The organism is Bradyrhizobium sp. 149, from assembly GCF_023073915.1.
Taxonomy (GTDB): domain Bacteria; phylum Pseudomonadota; class Alphaproteobacteria; order Rhizobiales; family Xanthobacteraceae; genus Bradyrhizobium.
On sequence record NZ_JADPKK010000017.1, the window covers coordinates 72682 to 91902 of the forward strand.

The following is a 19221-nucleotide window of genomic DNA, read 5'->3' on the forward strand; positions in this document are numbered from 1 at the left end:
CGGCGGGAGCGCCGGTATCGCTCTGGAAACCTTGACATGAAACACTCCTATCCCATCCTTGTCACCGGTGCCGCCGGCCAAGTTGGAGCGATCGGACCGAGCGTAACGAAGTCTCTGCTGGAGCGCGGGCTGAAGGTGCGCGCCATGGTCCGCCAGGATGACGGCCGGGCGGAATCGCTGAGGGCACTTGGTGCCGAGGTGATCGTCGGAGATCTGTTCGACCTGGACGCGGTGCACCGCGCCGTGGATGGCTGCAAGCGCCTGTACTTCAGCATGTCGGTCAACGAGAAGTATCTCGAGGCTACGACGAACGTGGCGGTGGTTGCCCGGCACCATGGCGTCGAAGCATTCGTCAACATGTCGCAGATGACGGTCTCGGAGATGAGCATCCGCGAGACCGCGCGCAGCCCGCAGCACAAGCAGCACTGGCTGGCCGAGCAGGTCTTGCGGTGGAGCGGCTTGCCGGTGGTCACGATGCGTCCCACCGCCTTCATGGACGCGTTCTTCTGGCGATTTGCCGTTCCGACGGTCACCGCTCAGGACGCGCTGATGTTGCCCTTCGGAGAGGCAAAGACGTCGCCAATCGCCGCCCACGATGTTGCGCGGTGCGTGACAGAGGTGTTGGCGAATCCCGAGTCTCACCTTGGAAAGGTTTACGAGCTGACGGGTCCCCGTGCGGAGACTCTTCGCGAGGTCGCCGAAGATTTCACGAGAGTCTTGGGGCGCCCAATCACCTACATGAACATTCCGTTGGAACCGTGGCTGGAGAGCCTGCGATCCTTTGGCGCATCCGCACACGTGGTCGCGCACCTGGAGTCGATGGCATTGCTGCACCGGGACGGCCGATACGACCGATCCTCGGACGATGTGAACCTGCTGACCGGTGTGTCGCCGATGTCGATCGAGGACTTCGTGCGCGCGCATCAGGACGACTTTCGGAAGACAGACGCGCGCAAGCCGTAATCTTTCGCTTATAGGCCGGATGAACTGCATCGTCTCGGAAGCCCCCGGCGGTCGCCACTGCGCCCAGTGACCGGGCCAGAACAAGGATATGTCATGGCACAGCACAATGCCGGTCAGGTCGCCGACTGGAATGGCCAAAGCGGGGAGCGTTGGGTCGCTAACCAGGCCCGGCTCGACGCCATGGCGGCGATGTTCGGCCAGGCCGCGATCGAAGCCGCCGCGCCCGCGACGGGCGAGCGCGTGTTGGACATCGGCTGCGGCGCGGGCGCGTCGAGCCTGGCTCTGGCCGCCCGCGTCGGCGCGGGGGGCCATGTGCTGGGCGTGGACATATCCGAACCGCTGATCGGCAGAGCGCGCGCGCTTGCGCCACAGGATATACCGGTCCAGTTCCGGGTGGCCGACGCTGGCAGCGCCGAGCTGCCCGAGGGCGCGTTCGACATCCTGTTCTCGCGCTTCGGGGTAATGTTCTTTGACGATCCTACGGCGGCGTTCGCTCATATGCGCCGGGCGCTCAAGCCGGGCGCGCGGGTCGCTTTCGTCTGCTGGCGCGGCATGGCCGAGAACGATTGGGTGCGATTGCCGATGGACGCGATCAAAGGCATCGTCCCGCCGACGGCGCCCGATCCCGAAGCGCCCGGTCCATTCTCGTTCGGCGACCGGGGGCGGGTGGGTCGGATCCTGACGGCGGCCGGGTTCACCAATATCGCTATCGCGCCCTTCGATGCTTCCGTCCCGTTTGGCGAGGGCGCGACGCGGGACGCGGCGATCGACGACGCGGTGAAGATGACGTTCGAGGTCGGCCCGCTGTCGCGCGTGCTCGCTGATCAGCCCGACGACATCCGCGCCCGCGCCTCGGCCGCAGTTCGTGCCGCCTTCGCGGGCCGCGCCGGCGAGCGGTCGGTGATGATCGACAGAGCGACGTGGATCGTCACGGCGCGCAATCCCGCAAGCTGACAGGGATTAGCAGGGGAGACGCCCCGCTCGGTGCAAAGCGAGTGACGCTGCCGCGCGGAAGCCCATCGGGCGAAGGCGGGCTGCAACATCAATTGCTTGAGCCGTTACCGAACTTTCCGGTGGACTGGCTGATTTTGTTGGTGCCAGACATGGTCAGGATCACGACACTCCCGCTTGCGACACGCGATGTCCGCGAGCGCATCCAGCGGCGGATGTGCGGCGCCGCCCTGCTTCTCATTCCTGCCTCTCTCATTTCGGGACTGAACATGCGCAAGCTTCTGGCGATTTTGGTGATCTCGTGCTGGGCCACCTTGGCTGACGCACAAAAGGCCGACCTCATTGTCACGAATGCAAAAATCGTGACGCTGGATCCTGCATCGACGATCGCGCAGGCACTCGCAGTCCGCGAAGGCAAGATCGTTGCAGTTGCCGGCAACGATGCCATGGAAGGCCTGATCGGGTCCGCAACGCGCCGCATCGACGCCGGCGGACGCACGATCATCCCCGGATTGATCGATTCCCATATTCACGCCGTGCGCGCCGGATTGACCTACGCAACCGAGGTCAACTGGATCGGCGCGAAGACCATCGGCGAGGCCATGGAACGCCTGCAACAGGCGGCCAAAGCGCGCCCGGCGTCCTGGATCATCGTGGCCGGCGGCTGGAGCGAATTGCAATTTGCGGAGAAGCGGCGGCCAACGCTCGCCGAGGTGATGTCGGCCGTTCCTGACAATCCGGCTTACATCCAGCTGTTCTATTCGGCGGTGCTGATGACGCCGAAAGCGCAGCAAACGCTCGGGATTTCCACGGATCAGTTGCCGGGCGGTATCACGGCCGAACGCGCCGCATCGGGCGACCCCACGGGCTGGTTCAACGGGTCCATTGTCAGCATCTCCGCACTGTTCGATCGCCTGCCGAGGCCGAATTTCGAAGAGAATGTCGCAGGCACAAGGCAGTTCTTCACGGAGCTCAATCGTCTTGGAATTACCGGGATCGTGGATCCCGGCGGCTTCAGCATCTATCCCAGCCACTATGCCGCCCTGCAAAAGCTCTGGCGTGATAAATCACTTTCGGTGCGGGTCGCCTTCAGCCTATTCGCCCAGAATGTCGGCGCGGAATTCGACGAGTACAAGGCTCTCACGCCGTTCCTGCCGATGGGATTCGGCGACGACATGCTGCGATTCAACGGAATCGGCGAGCGGATCACCGGCGCCATGTACAACAACAACGCGCCCGACGCGGCCGCCAAGGACAAGTTCCGCGAGATCGTTCGCTGGGCCGCCAAACAAGGGCTGACGGTCACCATTCACTGGCAGGAAGACAAATCCGTCCATCACCTCCTGGACCTCTATGACGAGGTCAACAAGGAGACGCCGCTTGCCCCGTTGCGCTGGTCCATCGCCCATCTCGACAACACCTCGCCCCAAACGCTGGCGCGCATGAAAGCCCTTGGTGTCGGCTGGACCATGCAGGACGCGATGTACCTTGGAGGCGACCATATCGTGGCGCAGGCCGGAGAAGCCGCGCGCCAGATGCCGCCCATCGTCACGGCGTTGCGCACGGGCGTCCATGTCGGAGCCGGCACTGATGCGCATCGGGTCGCATCCTACAATCCGTTCGTTGCGCTGCAATGGATGCTCGACGGCAAGACCGTCGGCGGACTATCGACGCGCGGCCCGGACGAAACACCCAGCCGCGAAGATGCCTTGCGCCTGTACACCGTGGGAAGCGCCTGGTTCTGCTTCGACGAGACGCGACGCGGCACGCTCGAAATCGGCAAGCTTGCCGACTTCGCGATTCTCGATCAGGATTTCATGTCCGTCCCCGTCGAGCAAATCGGCGCCACGGCGTCTCTGCTGACGTTCGTCGGCGGCAAGGTCGTTTACGCAGCGGATGCTTTCTCGATCGCAAAATAGGAGCTGGAGGACCGCCGCGCCGCTCTCACGAAATCTCGGGCTGTTGTCCAATGCAGCAATAAATGGCAACGCAGTTGTCGTCCGTTTGTATTCTTGATTATCGCCCTGGCCAAACCCCCGCCGTATAAGGCGACAGTCGACCACTCTCTCACGGCAGGAGAATTTCATGACCAATGAAAAAGGCCCGAACATCAAGAAGAAGCAGAAATGCAAAAATTGCGAGGGCAAAGGTTTGCTCAAGAAGGGCGACAAGGTGGTGAAGTGCCAGCGCTGCAAGGGCACGGGGGTGCGGTGACGTTGAGGTGATGGCCTCTCTCTAGCCAGGTAAAGGCATGGCGCTGCCATGCAAGACCTGGACGACCAGCATCCCGTCTCGGCGGGCCCTCAAATTCTCCGCCAGGGTACACCGCCATCGCCCTGGCGCACTACGGGTGTGCGTTGAACCGCGTCGATGGGTGAAACGATGGCGGCCGGTCGTGGACCGAGGTGCGAATCCCGCCATTGGCACTTCCTGCGCCATTGCGCGTTGCGGTCTTTTCGAGGAGGTGCAGATGACCCGGACCAAAGCTTCCGACGCGCAAAGCGCACAGACCGGAGCGCAGCCAGCCAGCCCGGCGACGCTCAATCCCGGCGATGAAGCCGCGCCGGGAACACCCGGCACCGGCGAGGATGTCTGTCCTGACTGTCACGGCAAGGGGCAAATCGACGGCGCGAGCTGCGCGACTTGCGGTGGGAGCGGGACCGTCATTCGGGCGGTCGGGGGCGCCTGACGCAAAAGCTCGTGTTGAACCGCCGGCGATACGGGCCGCCTGTCTTGCCAGGCGGCGGTGCGGTTCGGTGCGCCCCAAACAATGCGCAGTCACTCTGCGGATGAGACTTCCTGCTTCCTAGCAACAATCAGCCTTCGGCCGTGTTCTCCGAAAAAGGAAACATGGAGGCGCGCCATGAGCAAGGATTCCGGACTGAAGCCTGACGACTTCCCGATCGAAGCCGACAAAAACGAACTGAAAACCCACAAGGGCGAGCCGGTGGCCTCGGCCGAGTCGGAAAAGATCGCGGATCAGATCGCGGAACGGCTGAACGAGCATGCTCACCAGGAAGAGCAGGATCGTTGGTCGGCCTAGGCACCTCGCCGCGTAGGAACGACCTTGGGCCGTTGCGTATTGGGCCGCGCCGGGTCCTTACCATTCCGGCAATGGCGGCCTCGGCTCCAAGCCCCGCCCCCGGGCCACAAGCCGGGGCCGCCTGACGGGGATCGGCCCGTCATGGAGGACTGCGTTAGAGACCATGGAGGCGCCCACACCAGGGATGCAAAACCCGCTTCGACAGGCACGGCTCTACGGCTACCTGATCGAACGCGAGGGCGCGCTGTTTCATCCCGGCGGCAATCACCCGCTGTGCGGAGCAAGCATGGCGCGACGAATGATCGCGGCGGGCTTGCTGGTGAAAGCCGGCGATCGCTACGAGCTGACGTCCAAAGCGCAGGAACGGATCGCCTCGAGCGCGATGAGTTCGGGATGAGCCATCGTTGCATTTGCGGGATTTCCGCTCCCGCACAGGAACACGTGCGTCCCGAGATCTTTGCCTAACCGTAGCGGTCCGATCGGCACGGGCATGTGACGACGTCAAGCAAAGGAGCGGACATGAAAGCGTTAGTTCTCGCAGGGCTCGTTGCGGCCCTCGCATCCTCCCCTTCCGCATTCGCGCAAGGCGGCGCGGGTGCGTCCAGAACCGGGTCGAGCATCGACTCCTCGGGCACCGGCGGCACGACGGGAGCGGGAGCCTCCAGCCTCAACACGTCATCGGACAATAATGGCGGCGGCGCCAACGCACCGGCCAAGTCGACGACAACGCGGCCAGGCGACAACGACACAAGGCAAACCCAGGGAGGCCAGCAGGCCATGCCGGGCTCCGGCTCCACGGGAGCGAACCGCAAATAGGCGCGCCGCGAACGCCTGGACCATCCCGAAATGGACAGCGCTCGAGAAGACTCCGCGCATCATCCAGCGGATAGCCCTCATGAAAAAGGCCCGGATGATCTTCCGGGCCTTGTCTCGTCACCACCAGGGATCCCAGTAGGGCGGCGGAGCGTAGGCGTAGGGCACATAATACGCCCGCCGCACGACGCGCGGTCCGTAGTAGGCGTAGGGCGGGCCATAGTAGCGTGGGCCATAATAGGCATCGGCCGCCAGCCCGGCCGCAAGCGCACCGGCAACAAGACCGAAGCCGATACCGGGGCCTCCCCAATGGCCGCGCCAGCCATGAGCTTCCGCCGGCGAGGCTGCCGCCACGAACAGCGCCGAGATCATCGTCAGGACCAAAGCAAGTTTCTTCATGTGCGACTCCCAGAACTTGGACACAGAGCTTGGACACAGAACTTGGAACCGAGCAAAGAACGCCAGACCGAAATCGAAGTTTCCGAAAGTTCGAAAAATTTTGCGGCAAGCGGCTAGATGCGAATGCGCCCGCCGGCAGGTGTTTGGGGCGGCCTATTCTGCGGCCTCTGCCTTCGGCTTTTGCGCCGACGCCCACAGCTCGGCGATTTCGGCCTCTTCCAGGGTCTCCTTTTCGAGAAGCCGTTTGGCGCTCCGCTCCAGCACGGGCCGGAGTTCGCGCAGGATTTGCAGCGTGCGCTCGAACGTCGCCTGCACGATGGTCCGCACCTCTTCATCGATCGACGCCGCGGTCTGCTCGGCGAAATCGCGGTCCCGGTACGCTTGGGCCGGACCGACAAAGCCGGGAGTTTCACGGTCGTAGGCGACATTGCCAAGTTTCTGCGACATGCCGTATCGCGTGACCATGCTGCGCGCAATGTCGGTGACACGCCTGAGATCGTCTGCGGCGCCGGTCGAAACATGATCGAACACGATCAGTTCTGCCGCGCGGCCGCCAAGCAGCACCGCCATCTTGTTCTGTAGTTCTTCCCGCGTCATCAGAAAGCGGTCTTCGGTTGGCCGCTGGATGGTGTAGCCGAGCGCCCCCAGGCCGCGGGGTATGATCGATATCTTGTGAACCGGATCTGCCCCGGGAAGTGCCAACGCCACCAGAGCGTGACCCATTTCATGGTAGGCTACGATTTCGCGCTCCCGCGGGTTGAGAAGCCGGTTTCTCTTTTCAAGCCCGGCGACGATTCGTTCCACGGCATTGCCAAAGTCCGCCATCGACACCGCGCCGGCGCGCCGCCGCGTTGCCAGGAGCGCTGCTTCGTTCACGAGATTGGCGAGGTCGGCACCGGTGAAGCCCGGCGTCAGCGCGGCGACCTTTTCCGCATCGACATCGGGGGCGGTTGTCACCTTCTTCATGTGAACGTTCAGAACCTGAATGCGGCCTTTCTTGTCGGGACGATCGACCAGGACCTGCCGGTCGAACCGGCCTGCCCTCAGCAGCGCCGGATCGAGAATCTCGGGACGATTCGTCGCGGCCAAAATCACCAGTCCCGAGCGCGAATCGAAGCCGTCGAGTTCGACCAGCAATTGGTTGAGAGTTTGCTCCTTTTCGTCGTGGCCTCCCGCGAAGGGAGCCACGCCGCGCGCGCGGCCGAGCGCATCGATCTCGTCAATGAAAATGATCGCCGGCGCCTTCTGGTGCGCCTGCTGAAACAGATCGCGCACCCGCGCGGCGCCGACCCCGACGAACATCTCGACGAACTCCGATCCCGAAATCGAAAAGAACGGAACCCTGGCCTCGCCGGCGACCGCCTTCGCCAGCAACGTCTTGCCGGTGCCGGGCGGCCCGACCAGCAGCACACCCTTCGGCATCCGCCCGCCGAGCCGGCCGTAGTCGCCCGGATTTTTGAGAAAATCGACGACTTCGCGCAGTTCGTCCTTGGCCTCGTCAACGCCGGCGACGTCTTCGAAGGTCACCCCGGTGTCGGATTCCACGTACACCTTGGCCTTGCTCTTGCCGATCGCCATCAGTCCGCCGCCCACGCCCGCAGCGTCCGCCATGCGCCGGCCGATATACCACCACAGCGCCGCCAGCAGCAGCACCGGCATGACCCACGACAGAATGTCGCGCAGCAGCGTGCTTTCGATCTGGCCGGTGTAGCGGACGCCGTATTTGTCGAGCTCCTGCGCGAACTCCTGATCGAGCCTGGTCGTGAAGAACTGGCGTTGCCCGCCCGGCAACGGCTGCTTCAGAGTGCCCTGAATGAAGCGGTCCGAAACCGCCAGCGAATCTATCTTGCCCTGATGCAGCAGGCTACGAAATTCGCTGTAGGGCAACGGCGCGATCTGGTTGGCGGTGGAAACCACGTATTGCAGCAGCGCCATTATAAAAAGGGCCGCGGCCGCATATCCGAGATTGAAGCGGGTCTGTTTGGTCATGGTGCGAACGGTTTGCGATTGGTTCAACGGCTTGACGTCATCCCGCCTTTCTCGCGGCGTGCTGGAATGAGGCCGGCGTGATGTGCGCTTCCTCGAGGTTAAGCAGCGCGTCGATCACCTCCTCCAGCCGGGACGGTTGATCCAGCGACTTGCCTTTCGAATGCTCGATCTCGATCTGATAGGCGTCCAGAGCCCAGCGCCGCAACATTTCGCGCTTGCGTTCCGGCGTCAGACCGTCGTCGCGCAGCACGTCCTGCGGGTCCGGGTAGCTCGCCGCCGGACCAATTCCCGGACCCGGCGCGCGGCGCAGCATCTCCGGTCCAAGCGTCCGCTCGACCCATTCCAGCCGGCGTTGCCGGCCGGCGGCTCGCCGGGCGTCGGGATTATCAGAGATCAGGCGCGGCCTGGAGCCCTGCTCCGGCCCAGCTTGAACCGTATATTGCAGCCCTTGGCGGCGCGCGTAGGCGATCGCGGACTCCATCGCGGGAAATGAGAGCTCGACCTGCGCGAGCGTGTCGTCGCCGCCGGTCCAACCCATCAGCGGCTCGATATAGGCGGGCGAGCGGCGCTCGAAACGCAGCTTCCATTGCTGCGCGTGCGCCCGGCCCGACGTCATCGCCGAGGGAGCCGGCTTGTAGATCACCGCCCGCGCATCCTCCGGAAATACCGATTTCGTCACGGGCGATACGGATGCCGATTGGCGCGGCGCAAAGTCCGAATGACGATCTAAAGGCACAACTTCCATTGCAGCCTCCACGAAAACGGAAGCGGGCGAGAGCGGCGGCTCCCGCCCGCCCCATGCTTACTTGCCGTTGATCGCGATCCGCTTCACCTTCTGCTGTGCCGCCGGCGACTTCGGCAGGGTGACGGTGAGAACGCCGTTCGCGAACGAAGCCGCGACTTTATCCTGGTCGACGTCGTCGACCGGAATGCGCCGCTCGAATCGGCCATAGTAACGCTCGCTGAAGAGACGTTGCTTGTCCTCCGTTTCGCTCTTCTTCTCGCCGCTGATCGTCAGCACGCCGTTTGCAAGCTCGACGTTGACGTCCTTCTGTTCGAGACCGGGAAGCTCGGCAACAACCTTGACCTCCTTGTCGCTCTCGTCGAGTTCGACGTTGGGCCAGCCGATCGCCGTCGCAGAGCCGAACGGACCAAGATCAAAGCTGCGGAAGGCATCGTCGAACAGCCGGTTCATCTCGCGATGAAGCGCAAGAAGCGGGTTGCCGGCGTCGCCGCGCTGAACGGCCACGTTGCGTGAGCCGTTGTTCCACGGGATCAGATCGCGTAGTGCCATTGTCGTTTCTCCTTTTCTCTTGTCTTCATTGTCGATTGGCGTAGCTCAGCGCGCGGCAAGGGCCACGCACCGGTGCTGCACAGCCCGGACGATGAGCTCGTCAGGCCGCCTGCTTGTGCTCGATGGTCCGGTTGGCCTTGCCGGCAGCGTCGATCGCGATGCGACGCGGCTTCATCGCCTCCGGCACCTCCCGAACCAGGACGATCCTGAGCATGCCGTTCTCGAACGTCGCGTCCCTTACCTGGATGTATTCGGCCAGGCTGAAGACGCGGCGGAACGGCCGCATCGAGATTCCCTGATACAGGTAATTGTGGTCACCTTCATTGGCCTTGCGGCCCTCGACCGTGAGCCTGGAAGGCTCGGCGGTGATAGTGATCTCTTCGGGGGTGAAGCCGGCCAGCGCCAGGGAGATCTGGAACTGGTCTTCGCCGGTGCGCTCGACATCGTACAGCGGACCATCGTCGCTGCCGCCTTCCGGGTCATTCACTGAGTTCAGCAGGCGGTCGAATCCAATGGTCGAACGCCAGAGGGGAGACATATCGTAGGTTCTCATAACCACATCCTCCTTTGAGCAACATGGATTAAGAGCATCACCGGGGCGGACCCCGATGGCCTCGCCGGACCCTGCTTTGGCGTCCGGCACCGCACTCGCATGCGGTTGCCAAAAGAATTAGGAGGCGGCGATTTGGTTTCAAGAGCCGGGACGGCAACCCATCAGGACTTCGCCGTGGCCAGGCTTTGAAACACGCCGCCCTTGTCTCGCGCCCTGCGCTTTGGGCCACTTCGCCTCTCCTCGTCGGATCCGGACCCCGTGCGGCTTTTGGCTGCCAAGCGGGCGCTCGTGGCAGCCCGAACCTTTTCAAAGGCGCGCATTTCGATCTGCCGCACCCGCTCGCGTGAAACGCCGTACCGTGCCGCGAGTTGCTCAAGTCTCTGCGGCGGTTCGGAGAGCCAGCGCGCCTCGAGGATGCCGCGCTCGCGCGGATTGAGGACTTCCAGGGCGCCGGCAAGGGCTTCACGCCTCAGTCTGGCTTCTTCCTGCTCGGCATGTACAGCTTCAGGACTGGATGCGGGGTCGACGAGCCAGTCCTGGACTTCGCCGCCGTCGCTGTCGCGCACCAAGGCGTTGAGCGACAAATCGCCGCCAAGGCGCCGGTTCATTTCGATCACGTCGTTCTCCTGTACGCCGAGCCGCCGCGCGATCAGGCTGGCGTGCTCGGGCCGGAGATCGCCATCCTCCAGAGCGGAGATTTCCGCCTTGGTCCTGCGAAGCTTGAAGAACAGCTTCTTCTGCGCTCCGCTGTTGGCAATCTTGACCAGCGACCAGGAACGCAGGATGTATTCCTGTATCGACGCCTTGATCCACCACATCGCGTAGGTCGCAAGCCGAAAGCCGCGCTCCGGCTCGAAGCGCTTGACCGCGTGCATCAGGCCGACGTTTCCTTCGGAAATGATGTCCGCGACCGGCAGGCCGTAGCCCCGATATCCCATGGCAATCTTGGCGACGAGCCGCAGATGGCTGGTGACGAGATGATAGGCTGCTTCACGGTCGCCGTGCTCGCGCCATCGCTTCGCGTAGGCCATTTCCTGATCGGGCCGCAGCATCGGAAATCGTCGAATTTCCGCCAGGTAATGTGTCAGTCCGCCGTCAAGCGACAGCATCGGAACAGTTGCAGTGCTTCCCATTGCCCACCTCTTCAAGTTAGTCCGACGCAGCGACAGGCTTGGATGCCGGCTCGCGTCACATCGGCTATGCTCCAGAATCACAATGATAAAAATTGGTTTCCGCCGCGCCGAAAAATGCCCCCGGCCCGGCATCGTGCCAATTTCTATTGGATCGATGATGTCACGACCGGTGGAGCCGGCGCGTGAGTTTGCGGCGGCTCAGGTCGCGTCACGAGATAGAGCTCGCCCGCCACCAGCATGAAGGCAGCGACGGCCACAGCAAGCATGCCGAGCACCAGATCGCTGTAATCATCCATTGCGTTTCGAAATGTATGTCGATGTCGAGGATCGGCAGCCATCGCCTTTGGCTATCCGCGCGAGCGCTCGTGGTGAATAACGGCGGGTCCGTAGACCTTTGGCTATCCGCGACAGGCGCCGTTGTGAACGGCGGGCGATGGCTCCGCGACATCGAACGTCGTCAGCGGCATTTTGTTCCGGATTTTCCGGGTCGGCGACGGCGGCTACCGGTGAACCAGACGCGCGGTCAGCTCGATAGCGAATTCCTCGTCGCGCGCAGAATGTCATCCGACAGCTTGGGATCGTTCACGGCCCGGGCGAGCACCAGCGCGCCGACCAGGGAGGCGGCCGCCGCGAGCGCCTTGTCCTCGCGCTGGCGTGGTTTCAGGGTGGAGGCCATTCGGCTGCTCAGCAAGCCGATCACGCCCCGCACGCCGGCGGTGAAGCGCGCCCTCACGCCCGAGCTTTGGCGTGACACCTCACAAGCCAGCGCGGAAAAGGGGCAGCCGCTTGCCGGCGCGTCGCGATGCGCCGGCGAGAGGTATTCCGAAACATAGCCGTCGAGTTCAAACGCCTCCGGCAATTCCTGCCCTTTGGCCTTGATCGCATAGGCCACCGCTTCCTCGACCAGCCGCTCCTTGGAGCCGAACTGACTGTACAGGCTGCCGTGCGTCATCCCGGCCGCCTCGGCGAGAGCGTCGACACCGACGCCGGCGATGCCGCGCTCCCGCAGCAGGCGGGAGGCGGTCTCAAGAATATGCTCGCGATTTTTGGCGGCCTGTTCCTTCGAGACGCGCATGGGACCGATCCTTAGACACGGGGCTTGACTTTTATAATTACGATCGTCATGTATATCAATAGTTACGATCGTAATCAAATGGTTTCAGGCCCGGTGTGGCGTCGGAGAGGCATTATGAACAGGATTACACCGAAGATCGCGCTGGTGACCGGCGCGTCGTCAGGCATCGGCCAGGCCACGGCGGAGCGGCTCGCGAATGCCGGCTACAAGGTGTTTGGCACCAGCAGGCGGGGCGCGCAGGCGGGCAAGCAAGCGTTCGAGATGCTGTCCCTCGACGTCACCAGCGATGCATCGGTGGAAGCCGCCGTCGGCGAAGTGATACGGCGCGAGGGCCGCATCGACCTGCTCGTGAACAACGCCGGCTTCGGCGTCGCCCCTGCCGGCGCGGAAGAGAGCTCGATCGAGCAGGCGAGAGCGATCTTCGAGACGAACTTCTTCGGCCTGATCCGGATGACGCGCGCCGTCGTCCCGCACATGCGACGCCAGGGAAGTGGCCGCATCATCAACATCGGCTCCGTGCTCGGCTTTCTGCCGATGCCCTATGGCGCGCTCTATGCCGCGACCAAGCACGCGGTGGCAGGCTATTCGGAATCGCTCGACCATGAACTGCGCACGCGGGGCATCCGGGTCTCCGTGATCGAGCCCGCCTACACCAAGACGCCGTTCGATTCGAACTTCATGGAGCCCGACGCCACGCTCGACGAGTATCGCGAGGCGCGTGCGGGCGTGATCAAGCGGGTGAACGAGGTGATGGCGACAGCCGAACCACCCAGCGTCGTGGCCGAGACCGTGTTGAAAGCGGCGAGCGCGGCGCGCCCGCAACTCAAATACGCGGCCGGCAGCCTCGCCAAGCGGCTGCGATTCCTGCGCAGGTTTGCGCCTGCCGGTTTGGTGGATGCCGGGATTCGAAAAGACCTGCGGCTCGACACGGCGGCAGCGTCGCAGCCCACCCGCACCGCGCGGGCTTTCTGACGGCGTGCGACCGGCCGCAAGCCGCGGATTCTCTACTCTGCCATTGAAGATCATTCGCCTCGCCGGCAAAATCGGCGCGGAATATTCATTCCTGTTCGTGCATCTCGACGGCAAGCAGCTCGCCGAGATCGGCGAGCTGCTTGCCTGATTAACGGCCGGGACAGCGGCGGCATGTTTTCTGGCGCCATGCAACGATCGTGGCGCACTTTGGCGCCGTGCGAGAGGCCCATTGACCCGCCGGGGTCCGGCGGCTGCCGACACCGCCGCCATGTCAGCGGCTTGTTGCGCGCCGTCGACCACGACCTGGAGATTTCCATGCGATCGCAAGCTTTGCAGACAAAGGATGCCCGCAAGGGCGCAAGCCGCAGGTCCCGATCGGGCGCCGGTCATACCGGCAACGGGATTTTGCATCCGGTGATGATGGTCTGGGCATCGGCGCGATCTTCGGCGTGCCCGTCACATGGTGGCAGCGGTCTCGTTTCAGGGCAGAGCTGCGTGAGGATCTCAGAGATAAGCCCGAGTTTCTCCGCGACATCGGCGTCTATCTGCACGAAGCGCAAGCCGAAGCTTCCCGGTTTTTCTGGGAAGCGTTGATACTCAAGCGCCCATAGCCCCTACCTCGGCAATCACCGGATCGCGGTGAATGCATACGACCCCGCTTGCGCGGGTTCGATGGCGCGTGGCTAAAGCGCATAGTCACTTTGACATTGCGGGGCCCGCCGGATCGGAACGCGGGCTGGCCTCCCCTCAAGGCTCCACCCGGTACAGCCGCCACCGCTCCGGCACGCCCTTGAGCTGGTGCACGCCGTGATGCCTGGAGCAGATTTGCGATTGCGACATAAGCAGTTCCTTGACCGCATCGGAGACCAAAGCTTCGCCGGCGCGCGCCTTGTCCTCGCGCTCGCGTGGCTTCAGCGTGGAGGCCATTCGGATCGTCGTTTCGAAAACGCAGGTCAGATGTCCGCGCGTTTTCGGATACGCACGATCGACCGTGTCGTGCCTGATGCAATCTCCTGCACGATACGACATCCTCGTTGCAGCGCTCTCATCATTCAGGTGATCGTATCAAACGGCCCGCGCCGGGATGTTTCACTCGATTGGATGCAGACGCCCGGTTCACGCCGGAACGAAATCATCGGCGTCGGTAGTGGCCGTTCTTTCCAGACCGGTCGCGTTGCAGGCCCAAGCACTGGAAGACGGAATCTATGACGTCACAACCTGAAGAGACCGCGCCGATGGCGGACATTCCGTACGGTGAGCGGACAAAGATCACCATCGAGCGCAAAGGCCACATCGTGCTGATCGGCATCAACCGGCCCGACATCGACAACCGGCTGGATCCGGAGGCGACAGAAAGCCTGGCGAGAGCCTACTACCAGTACGATAGGGATCCCTCGCTTCGTGCGGCGGTTCTGTTCGGCTACGGCGAACGCTTCTCCAGAGGTGTCGATGTCGACGCCTACAAGGCATTTGCCCAATCGGGGAAGACGATGATGGAGGGGCCCGGGTTCATCGACCCTCTCGGGCGGACCAAACCGGCGCTCACCAAGCCGCTGATCGTCGCGGTGCATGGCGACACCTGGAATATGGCGCACGAGATCTTCCTCGTTGCGGACATACGCATAGCATCAGAAGACACGGATTTCGGCCAGGACGAGAACACGCACGGCCGCTTTCCCGGTGGCGGCTCAACCATTCGCTTCCCCCGAGAAGCCGGTTGGGGAAATGCCATGCGGTTCATTCTGACAGGCGATCATTGGGGTGCGAAGGAAGCCCTCCGGATGGGAACGGTTCAGGACGTGGCATCAAACCGAGACGCCGCTCTCGCGAAGGCCGTCGAGATCGCCGAGAAGATCGCCGCATGCGCTCCCCTTGGCATCAAGACCTCCATGGCCTCCTCCCATCTTGCGCTCGAAGACCCCGGGACCGCGCTTGCCAAGCTTGGCGACCAGTATCGTGCGCTGCTCACGACCAGGGATTTCCAGGAAGGGCGGGATGCCGAGGCACAGAAGCGTCCACCCGTTTACGAGGGACGGTGAGAGCCTCACCATCTCTCACCCCTCCACCCTATAGAGCCTCCACCTTTCCGGCACGCCCTTGAGCCGGTGTACGCCGTGATCTTTCAGGCTGATCGCCGACTGCGTCGTTATCAGCTCCTTCACCGCGCTCGACACCAGCACCTCGCCGGCGCGCGCCTTTGCGGCGACGCGGGTGCCGATGTGGAAGGCGAGGCCGACCATCTCGCCGCCGCTGATAGTGTATTCGCCGGCGTGCAGGCCGACCCTGATCTCGAGGCCCAGCGTGCGCATGGCTTTCTGGATCGCGGTCGCGCAAGAGATGCCAGCGGCGGGCTTCTTGAACGTCGCCAGCACGCCGTCGCCCGTGGTCACGACTTCCTTGCCGCGCGATGCCTTCAGCTCCTTGCGGACCGCCGCGTAGTAATGGCCCATGACCTTGGTCCAGCGGGCATCGCCGAGCTTTGCGGCTTTTGCGGTGGAGCCGACGATATCGACGATCAGGATGGTGGCGAGAGCTTGCTTGAGTTCGGTGTTGCCTCCGGCCGGCCGGCGCCGGAGCAAGATCGCGCCGGCCAGCGGTTCATAGCGATGGTTGCGGCGCCGCGCGATCGCGGCCTTGGCATAGTCCTGGGCACGCTGCGCGCTGCCGCAGCGAATTGTCTTCTCCTGCGGCAGGCGGGTCCAGTAGACCTTCCGTCCGTCACCCGCGCCCTCGACCTCCACGGCGCCCCATTTCAGCAGGATCGCCGTGCCAGCGCGTCGGATACACCACGCCTTCGACGTGTAACCCGAGACGTTCGAGTGATGGATTCCGATGCGGAGGAATTTTGGCATGAACATGCGGCCGATCGATGAAACGCTTGGGCGGGCCTGGCGCCAAACGTAGTCACACAATCCAGCGTTGGCAACAGGACACGAAGATTGCCCATGCTCTCGCGCAAGGCCGGACACGTAGCGCCTGCGTTCGATTGAGAAGGCTGCGTGGCCGCGAGTGTCCCTCAGCCGCGATACGCAAACAGCTCGATCGGCTCGCTGAAGCCGCGCACCCCGTGCTCGCCAACGCGCTCCAGATCGAACTGGCGGCCGACGAGATCGGCGAATTCGCGTGAGAGCAGCACCGTCTTTCCCAATTGCTTGGTCAACGCTTCGAGGCGCGAAGCCATGTTGACGGCGGGACCGATCACGGTGAAGTCGAGCCGGGTCGACGAACCGATATTGCCGTACATGACGTCGCCGACATGGACGCCGATGCCGTAGTTCAGCGGCGCGCGGCCGGTGCCGTCGTTGCGCTCGTTCAAGGCGATCATGGCCTGGCGGGCTTCGGTCACGGCATGCAGCAGGTTTGCGCAGGCATTGGGCTCGCTCAGCGGGAAGATGGCGAGCAGGCCGTCACCGATGAATTTCAAGATCTCGCCACCATGCCGCGCGATCGGCTCCGACATCGCGTCGAAATAGTCGTTCAGCAAATCGATGACGTCGTCGCGCGGCCAGTTGTCGGAAATTTTGGTGAAGTCGCGCAGATCGCAGATCATGATCGCGGCGCGGACCGTCGTGCCGGTGCCGCGCCGCGTGGCGCCGGCCAGGATGAGCTCGCTGGCGTGGGAGCCGACATAGGTCTCGAGCAGCGTCCGTGCCAGCCGGTTCTTGATGCGGATCTCGCTGACCAGCGCCAGCACAGGCAGTATGTTCTTGAGGGCAGCGACATGGGTCTCGTCGAAACCGCCGGGCCGGTCGGTCGCGAAGGTGACGAGATGGCGCTTGCCGAGCGTGTGATAGAGCGGCCAGGCCACATAGTCGGTCAGGCCTTTCGCGCGCATCTCGTCGTACAGCGCGTGCTTGCGGCCGAGCGAGGGGTCCCGTTCGAGATTTTCGCGCACCTCGGGTGCACCGTCGAACAGTTCGTTGGCAGGACTGCCGATGTATTCGGATCGCTCGCGGACATCGTAGTCGACCCGCGCGAGCTCCGCCTCGCGCATGCCGTCGGACCACAAGAAGCGGCCCCCAAGCCATTGCGGGTGCTGGATCAGCACGTGAAGCGTCGACCGCGCCAGCGGAATGCCGGCCTGCTGAAGCCGGATGCACATCTCGGCAAAAATGTTGTCGAGGAAGCGTTCGTCGCGCGTGCCGTTGGTCAGCCAGGCGACGACGCCGTCCGACAGCGTGGCGGATCTTTGGTCTGGCGCGGTCATATCTGCCCGTTCATATCGTGGCCGTCCATCTCGTGCTTTGGGCGGCACTCTGCATCAGGGCAGATATCGTGCTCCGGCGCCGCGGCGTCAACCTAGCCATTTGCACGGATTGTACGCAGCGCTCCGGTGGGCGGGGAGGCTGTTCAGTCCACGATCTGGATAGACCCCAGCACGGCCAGCCCCGCGATGAGCGCAAGCGTCGACGCCGCGGTCAATTCGACCCTCAACGTGTTTTCGTGCGAAATCGCAAAATCCGCGCCGTCGAGACGGATGCTGCAGTCGCCGCGCGCCGCATAGACCAGATGCGTGCCGGCGGGCAATCGCCGCTCACCGGGCTCCCTGAGCGCTTCGAGCTCAATGGTGATCGCACCGCGCCGGCCCATCAGATTCACGACCTCGACGGGTCCTTCCTCGAGCTCGGTCACGATCTCGAGCTCGCCGGTGAAGCGCACGGTGGTGAACGGCTCGCGCTCGTCGAATTCCTGCGTGGGCGCCTTCAGCACCAGCCCGCGTCCGCCGACAACCATCTGCAAGCGGTCGATGCCAGGCATATGGGAGAAGGGACCGGGCGCCACGATCGAGGTCGATGCAAAGCGCCACAGCAGGCTGTCCCAATCCCTGGTCCGCGCATCGGCACGATGGGCATCCGCGATATCGGTGAAAACGCCGCCGCCGTTCTTCCAGGGCGAGCGGGCGTAGTCTTGGGATTTCAGCAGTGTGGTTTTCATGTCTAGAAGCCGTTCGCGAGACAGGTGGGCGGACGTCAGTTGCGTATCATCCAGACAGGATCGTAGCCTGCATGGAGCGAAGTGCAATCCGGACCTCTCGCGCGTGTAGCTGACACAGCCCTCGTCGCCGAAGCCGATCGCGGTGAGGAGCACGCGCTACGAGCCGATGACGCTGGAGGCCCGCAAGGCGATGCAGGAACCGGCCGGGTTCACCGCGCTGCTGGCGCGGTAGACTGAAATCCATGGTAGCGTGTGCCTCGTGTCCGAACCTTCAGCGAGGCAAGCATGTCCAGCACCGACAAGGTTTTCGCAGGCTCGATCCCAAAACTCTATGACGAATATCTGGTGCCGATGATCTTCGCCGTTTACGCCGACGACATCGCAAGACGTGTCGCGGCCCTCTCTCCCTCGGTGCTGCTTGAGATCGCGGCAGGCACGGGCGCAGTGACGCGCGCCGTGGCGGCGGCCTTGCCGCGCGGCGTCCGTTATGTCGCGACCGACCTCAACGAGCCGATGCTCTCCGTCGCGGCGCAGCGTCAGGCAGATGACGATCGCATCTCGTGGCGCCAGGCCGACGCATCGGCCCTGCCCTTCGACTATGCCGCCTTCGACGTGGTCTGCTGCCAGTTCGGCGCCATGTTCTTTCCGGACCGTGTCAAGGCGTACGGCGAAGTGAAGCGCGTCCTGAAGGGCGATGGCACGTTCGTATTCAACGTCTGGGACCGCATCGAGGACAATGTGCTGACGCATGAAGCAACGGTCGCGCTCGAAAAGCTGTTCCCCGATGACCCGCCCCGGTTCATGGTGCGGACGCCGCACGGCTATTACGACAAGGTCGTCATCAGAACCGACCTCGAACGCGCGGGCTTCCGTGACATATCGATTGAAACGCGATCTGAAATAAGCCGCGCGCCGTCGCCCGAATACGTCGCGATCGCGCTCTGCCAGGGCACGCCGCTGCGCAGCGAGATCGAGGCAAGGGACGCCGGCAAGCTTCAGGCTGCAACCGACATCGTGGCCGAGGCGATCCGAACGCGCCATGGGTCCGGACCGGTCGATGGCAAGATCCAGGCGCTGGTCATCGAGGCGCGGCGGTAGTGA

General features: G+C 63.6%; 23 protein-coding genes and 1 pseudogene. 11 read left to right on the top strand and 13 right to left on the bottom strand.

Features of this window, described 5'->3' with window-relative positions; all coding sequences use genetic code 11:
• The first annotated feature begins 36 nt into the window (after window positions 1–36).
• The 8 genes from IVA88_RS11100 (at window position 37) to IVA88_RS11130 (ending at window position 5773) form a co-directional block, all read left to right on the top strand.
• Entirely contained in the window at window positions 37–963 is a 927-nt protein-coding gene (locus tag IVA88_RS11100; protein WP_247497328.1) for an NmrA family NAD(P)-binding protein, read from the top strand.
• A gap of 93 nt (window positions 964–1056) precedes the next feature.
• Entirely contained in the window at window positions 1057–1917 is an 861-nt protein-coding gene (locus IVA88_RS11105) for a methyltransferase domain-containing protein (protein WP_247497329.1), read from the top strand.
• A gap of 149 nt (window positions 1918–2066) precedes the next feature.
• On the top strand, window positions 2067–3833 hold the full coding sequence (locus IVA88_RS11110; protein ID WP_247497330.1) for an amidohydrolase: 1767 nt from the start codon (window positions 2067–2069) through the stop codon (window positions 3831–3833).
• A gap of 166 nt (window positions 3834–3999) precedes the next feature.
• Window positions 4000–4128, top strand: a complete 129-nt coding sequence (locus IVA88_RS32425) for a hypothetical protein (RefSeq protein WP_018455653.1) — start codon at window positions 4000–4002, stop codon at window positions 4126–4128.
• 256 nt (window positions 4129–4384) lie between these two features.
• The gene (locus IVA88_RS11115; protein ID WP_247497399.1) at window positions 4385–4603 is read left to right on the top strand and encodes a hypothetical protein; all 219 of its coding nucleotides are present in this window, start codon (window positions 4385–4387) and stop codon (window positions 4601–4603) included.
• 174 nt (window positions 4604–4777) lie between these two features.
• On the top strand, window positions 4778–4957 hold the full coding sequence (locus IVA88_RS11120; RefSeq protein WP_247497331.1) for a hypothetical protein: 180 nt from the start codon (window positions 4778–4780) through the stop codon (window positions 4955–4957).
• Window positions 4958–5120: 163 nt separating this feature from the next.
• Window positions 5121–5354: a hypothetical protein gene (locus tag IVA88_RS11125; protein ID WP_247497332.1), complete on the top strand. Its 234-nt coding sequence runs from the start codon at window positions 5121–5123 to the stop codon at window positions 5352–5354.
• 122 nt (window positions 5355–5476) lie between these two features.
• On the top strand, window positions 5477–5773 hold the full coding sequence (locus IVA88_RS11130) for a hypothetical protein (protein ID WP_247497333.1): 297 nt from the start codon (window positions 5477–5479) through the stop codon (window positions 5771–5773).
• A 117-nt stretch (window positions 5774–5890) separates the two neighbouring features.
• Here IVA88_RS11130 and IVA88_RS11135 read toward each other — a convergent pair whose 3' ends face one another.
• The 8 genes from IVA88_RS11135 to IVA88_RS11170 all read right to left on the bottom strand — a co-directional run bounded on the left by IVA88_RS11135 (window position 5891) and on the right by IVA88_RS11170 (window position 12213).
• Entirely contained in the window at window positions 5891–6169 is a 279-nt protein-coding gene (locus IVA88_RS11135) for a hypothetical protein (protein WP_247497334.1), read from the bottom strand.
• Between the two features lie 153 nt (window positions 6170–6322).
• Window positions 6323–8158: an ATP-dependent zinc metalloprotease FtsH gene (gene ftsH / locus IVA88_RS11140; RefSeq protein ID WP_247497335.1), complete on the bottom strand. Its 1836-nt coding sequence runs from the start codon at window positions 8156–8158 to the stop codon at window positions 6323–6325.
• 37 nt (window positions 8159–8195) lie between these two features.
• Window positions 8196–8837 (bottom strand): ETC complex I subunit, encoded by a 642-nt coding sequence (locus IVA88_RS11145; RefSeq protein ID WP_247497336.1) that lies wholly within the window; start codon window positions 8835–8837, stop codon window positions 8196–8198.
• A gap of 123 nt (window positions 8838–8960) precedes the next feature.
• Window positions 8961–9452 (bottom strand): Hsp20/alpha crystallin family protein, encoded by a 492-nt coding sequence (locus IVA88_RS11150; protein ID WP_247497337.1) that lies wholly within the window; start codon window positions 9450–9452, stop codon window positions 8961–8963.
• A 100-nt stretch (window positions 9453–9552) separates the two neighbouring features.
• Window positions 9553–10005: an Hsp20 family protein gene (locus IVA88_RS11155; protein ID WP_247497338.1), complete on the bottom strand. Its 453-nt coding sequence runs from the start codon at window positions 10003–10005 to the stop codon at window positions 9553–9555.
• 161 nt (window positions 10006–10166) lie between these two features.
• Complete coding sequence (gene rpoH, locus IVA88_RS11160) at window positions 10167–11138, bottom strand: RNA polymerase sigma factor RpoH (RefSeq protein ID WP_247497397.1); 972 nt, start codon at window positions 11136–11138, stop codon at window positions 10167–10169.
• Between the two features lie 143 nt (window positions 11139–11281).
• Window positions 11282–11434, bottom strand: coding sequence for a hypothetical protein (locus IVA88_RS11165; RefSeq protein ID WP_247497339.1), 153 nt, complete (start codon window positions 11432–11434; stop codon window positions 11282–11284).
• A 227-nt stretch (window positions 11435–11661) separates the two neighbouring features.
• On the bottom strand, window positions 11662–12213 hold the full coding sequence (locus IVA88_RS11170) for a TetR/AcrR family transcriptional regulator (RefSeq protein ID WP_247497340.1): 552 nt from the start codon (window positions 12211–12213) through the stop codon (window positions 11662–11664).
• Window positions 12214–12327: 114 nt separating this feature from the next.
• Here IVA88_RS11170 and IVA88_RS11175 point away from each other — a divergent pair, with 114 nt between their 5' ends.
• The gene (locus IVA88_RS11175) at window positions 12328–13185 is read left to right on the top strand and encodes an oxidoreductase (protein WP_247497341.1); all 858 of its coding nucleotides are present in this window, start codon (window positions 12328–12330) and stop codon (window positions 13183–13185) included.
• 386 nt (window positions 13186–13571) lie between these two features.
• Here the strand turns inward: IVA88_RS11175 and IVA88_RS11180 are convergent, their stop codons facing one another.
• Together IVA88_RS11180 and IVA88_RS11185 are read right to left on the bottom strand one after the other, a co-directional pair.
• Window positions 13572–13745 (bottom strand): hypothetical protein, encoded by a 174-nt coding sequence (locus tag IVA88_RS11180; RefSeq protein ID WP_247497342.1) that lies wholly within the window; start codon window positions 13743–13745, stop codon window positions 13572–13574.
• A gap of 187 nt (window positions 13746–13932) precedes the next feature.
• Window positions 13933–14076 (bottom strand): annotated as a pseudogene (locus IVA88_RS11185) (adenylate/guanylate cyclase domain-containing protein); the annotation flags it as partial.
• A 344-nt stretch (window positions 14077–14420) separates the two neighbouring features.
• On the opposite strand from IVA88_RS11185, the gene IVA88_RS11190 reads away from it, so the two are divergent.
• Window positions 14421–15224 carry an enoyl-CoA hydratase-related protein gene (locus tag IVA88_RS11190; RefSeq protein ID WP_247497343.1) on the top strand — a complete coding sequence of 268 codons (804 nt, stop codon included), beginning with the start codon at window positions 14421–14423 and terminating at the stop codon, window positions 15222–15224.
• A gap of 15 nt (window positions 15225–15239) precedes the next feature.
• Here the strand turns inward: IVA88_RS11190 and IVA88_RS11195 are convergent, their stop codons facing one another.
• The 3 genes from IVA88_RS11195 to IVA88_RS11205 form a co-directional block, all read right to left on the bottom strand.
• Complete coding sequence (locus tag IVA88_RS11195; RefSeq protein WP_247497344.1) at window positions 15240–16037, bottom strand: adenylate/guanylate cyclase domain-containing protein; 798 nt, start codon at window positions 16035–16037, stop codon at window positions 15240–15242.
• 164 nt (window positions 16038–16201) lie between these two features.
• Complete coding sequence (locus IVA88_RS11200; protein ID WP_247497345.1) at window positions 16202–17392, bottom strand: adenylate/guanylate cyclase domain-containing protein; 1191 nt, start codon at window positions 17390–17392, stop codon at window positions 16202–16204.
• Window positions 17393–17535: 143 nt separating this feature from the next.
• The gene (locus tag IVA88_RS11205) at window positions 17536–18120 is read right to left on the bottom strand and encodes a HutD family protein (RefSeq protein WP_247497346.1); all 585 of its coding nucleotides are present in this window, start codon (window positions 18118–18120) and stop codon (window positions 17536–17538) included.
• 285 nt (window positions 18121–18405) lie between these two features.
• Between IVA88_RS11205 and IVA88_RS11210 the strand changes: the two genes are divergently transcribed.
• Window positions 18406–19218 (top strand): class I SAM-dependent methyltransferase, encoded by an 813-nt coding sequence (locus IVA88_RS11210; RefSeq protein ID WP_247497347.1) that lies wholly within the window; start codon window positions 18406–18408, stop codon window positions 19216–19218.
• Window positions 19219–19221 lie beyond the last annotated feature (3 nt).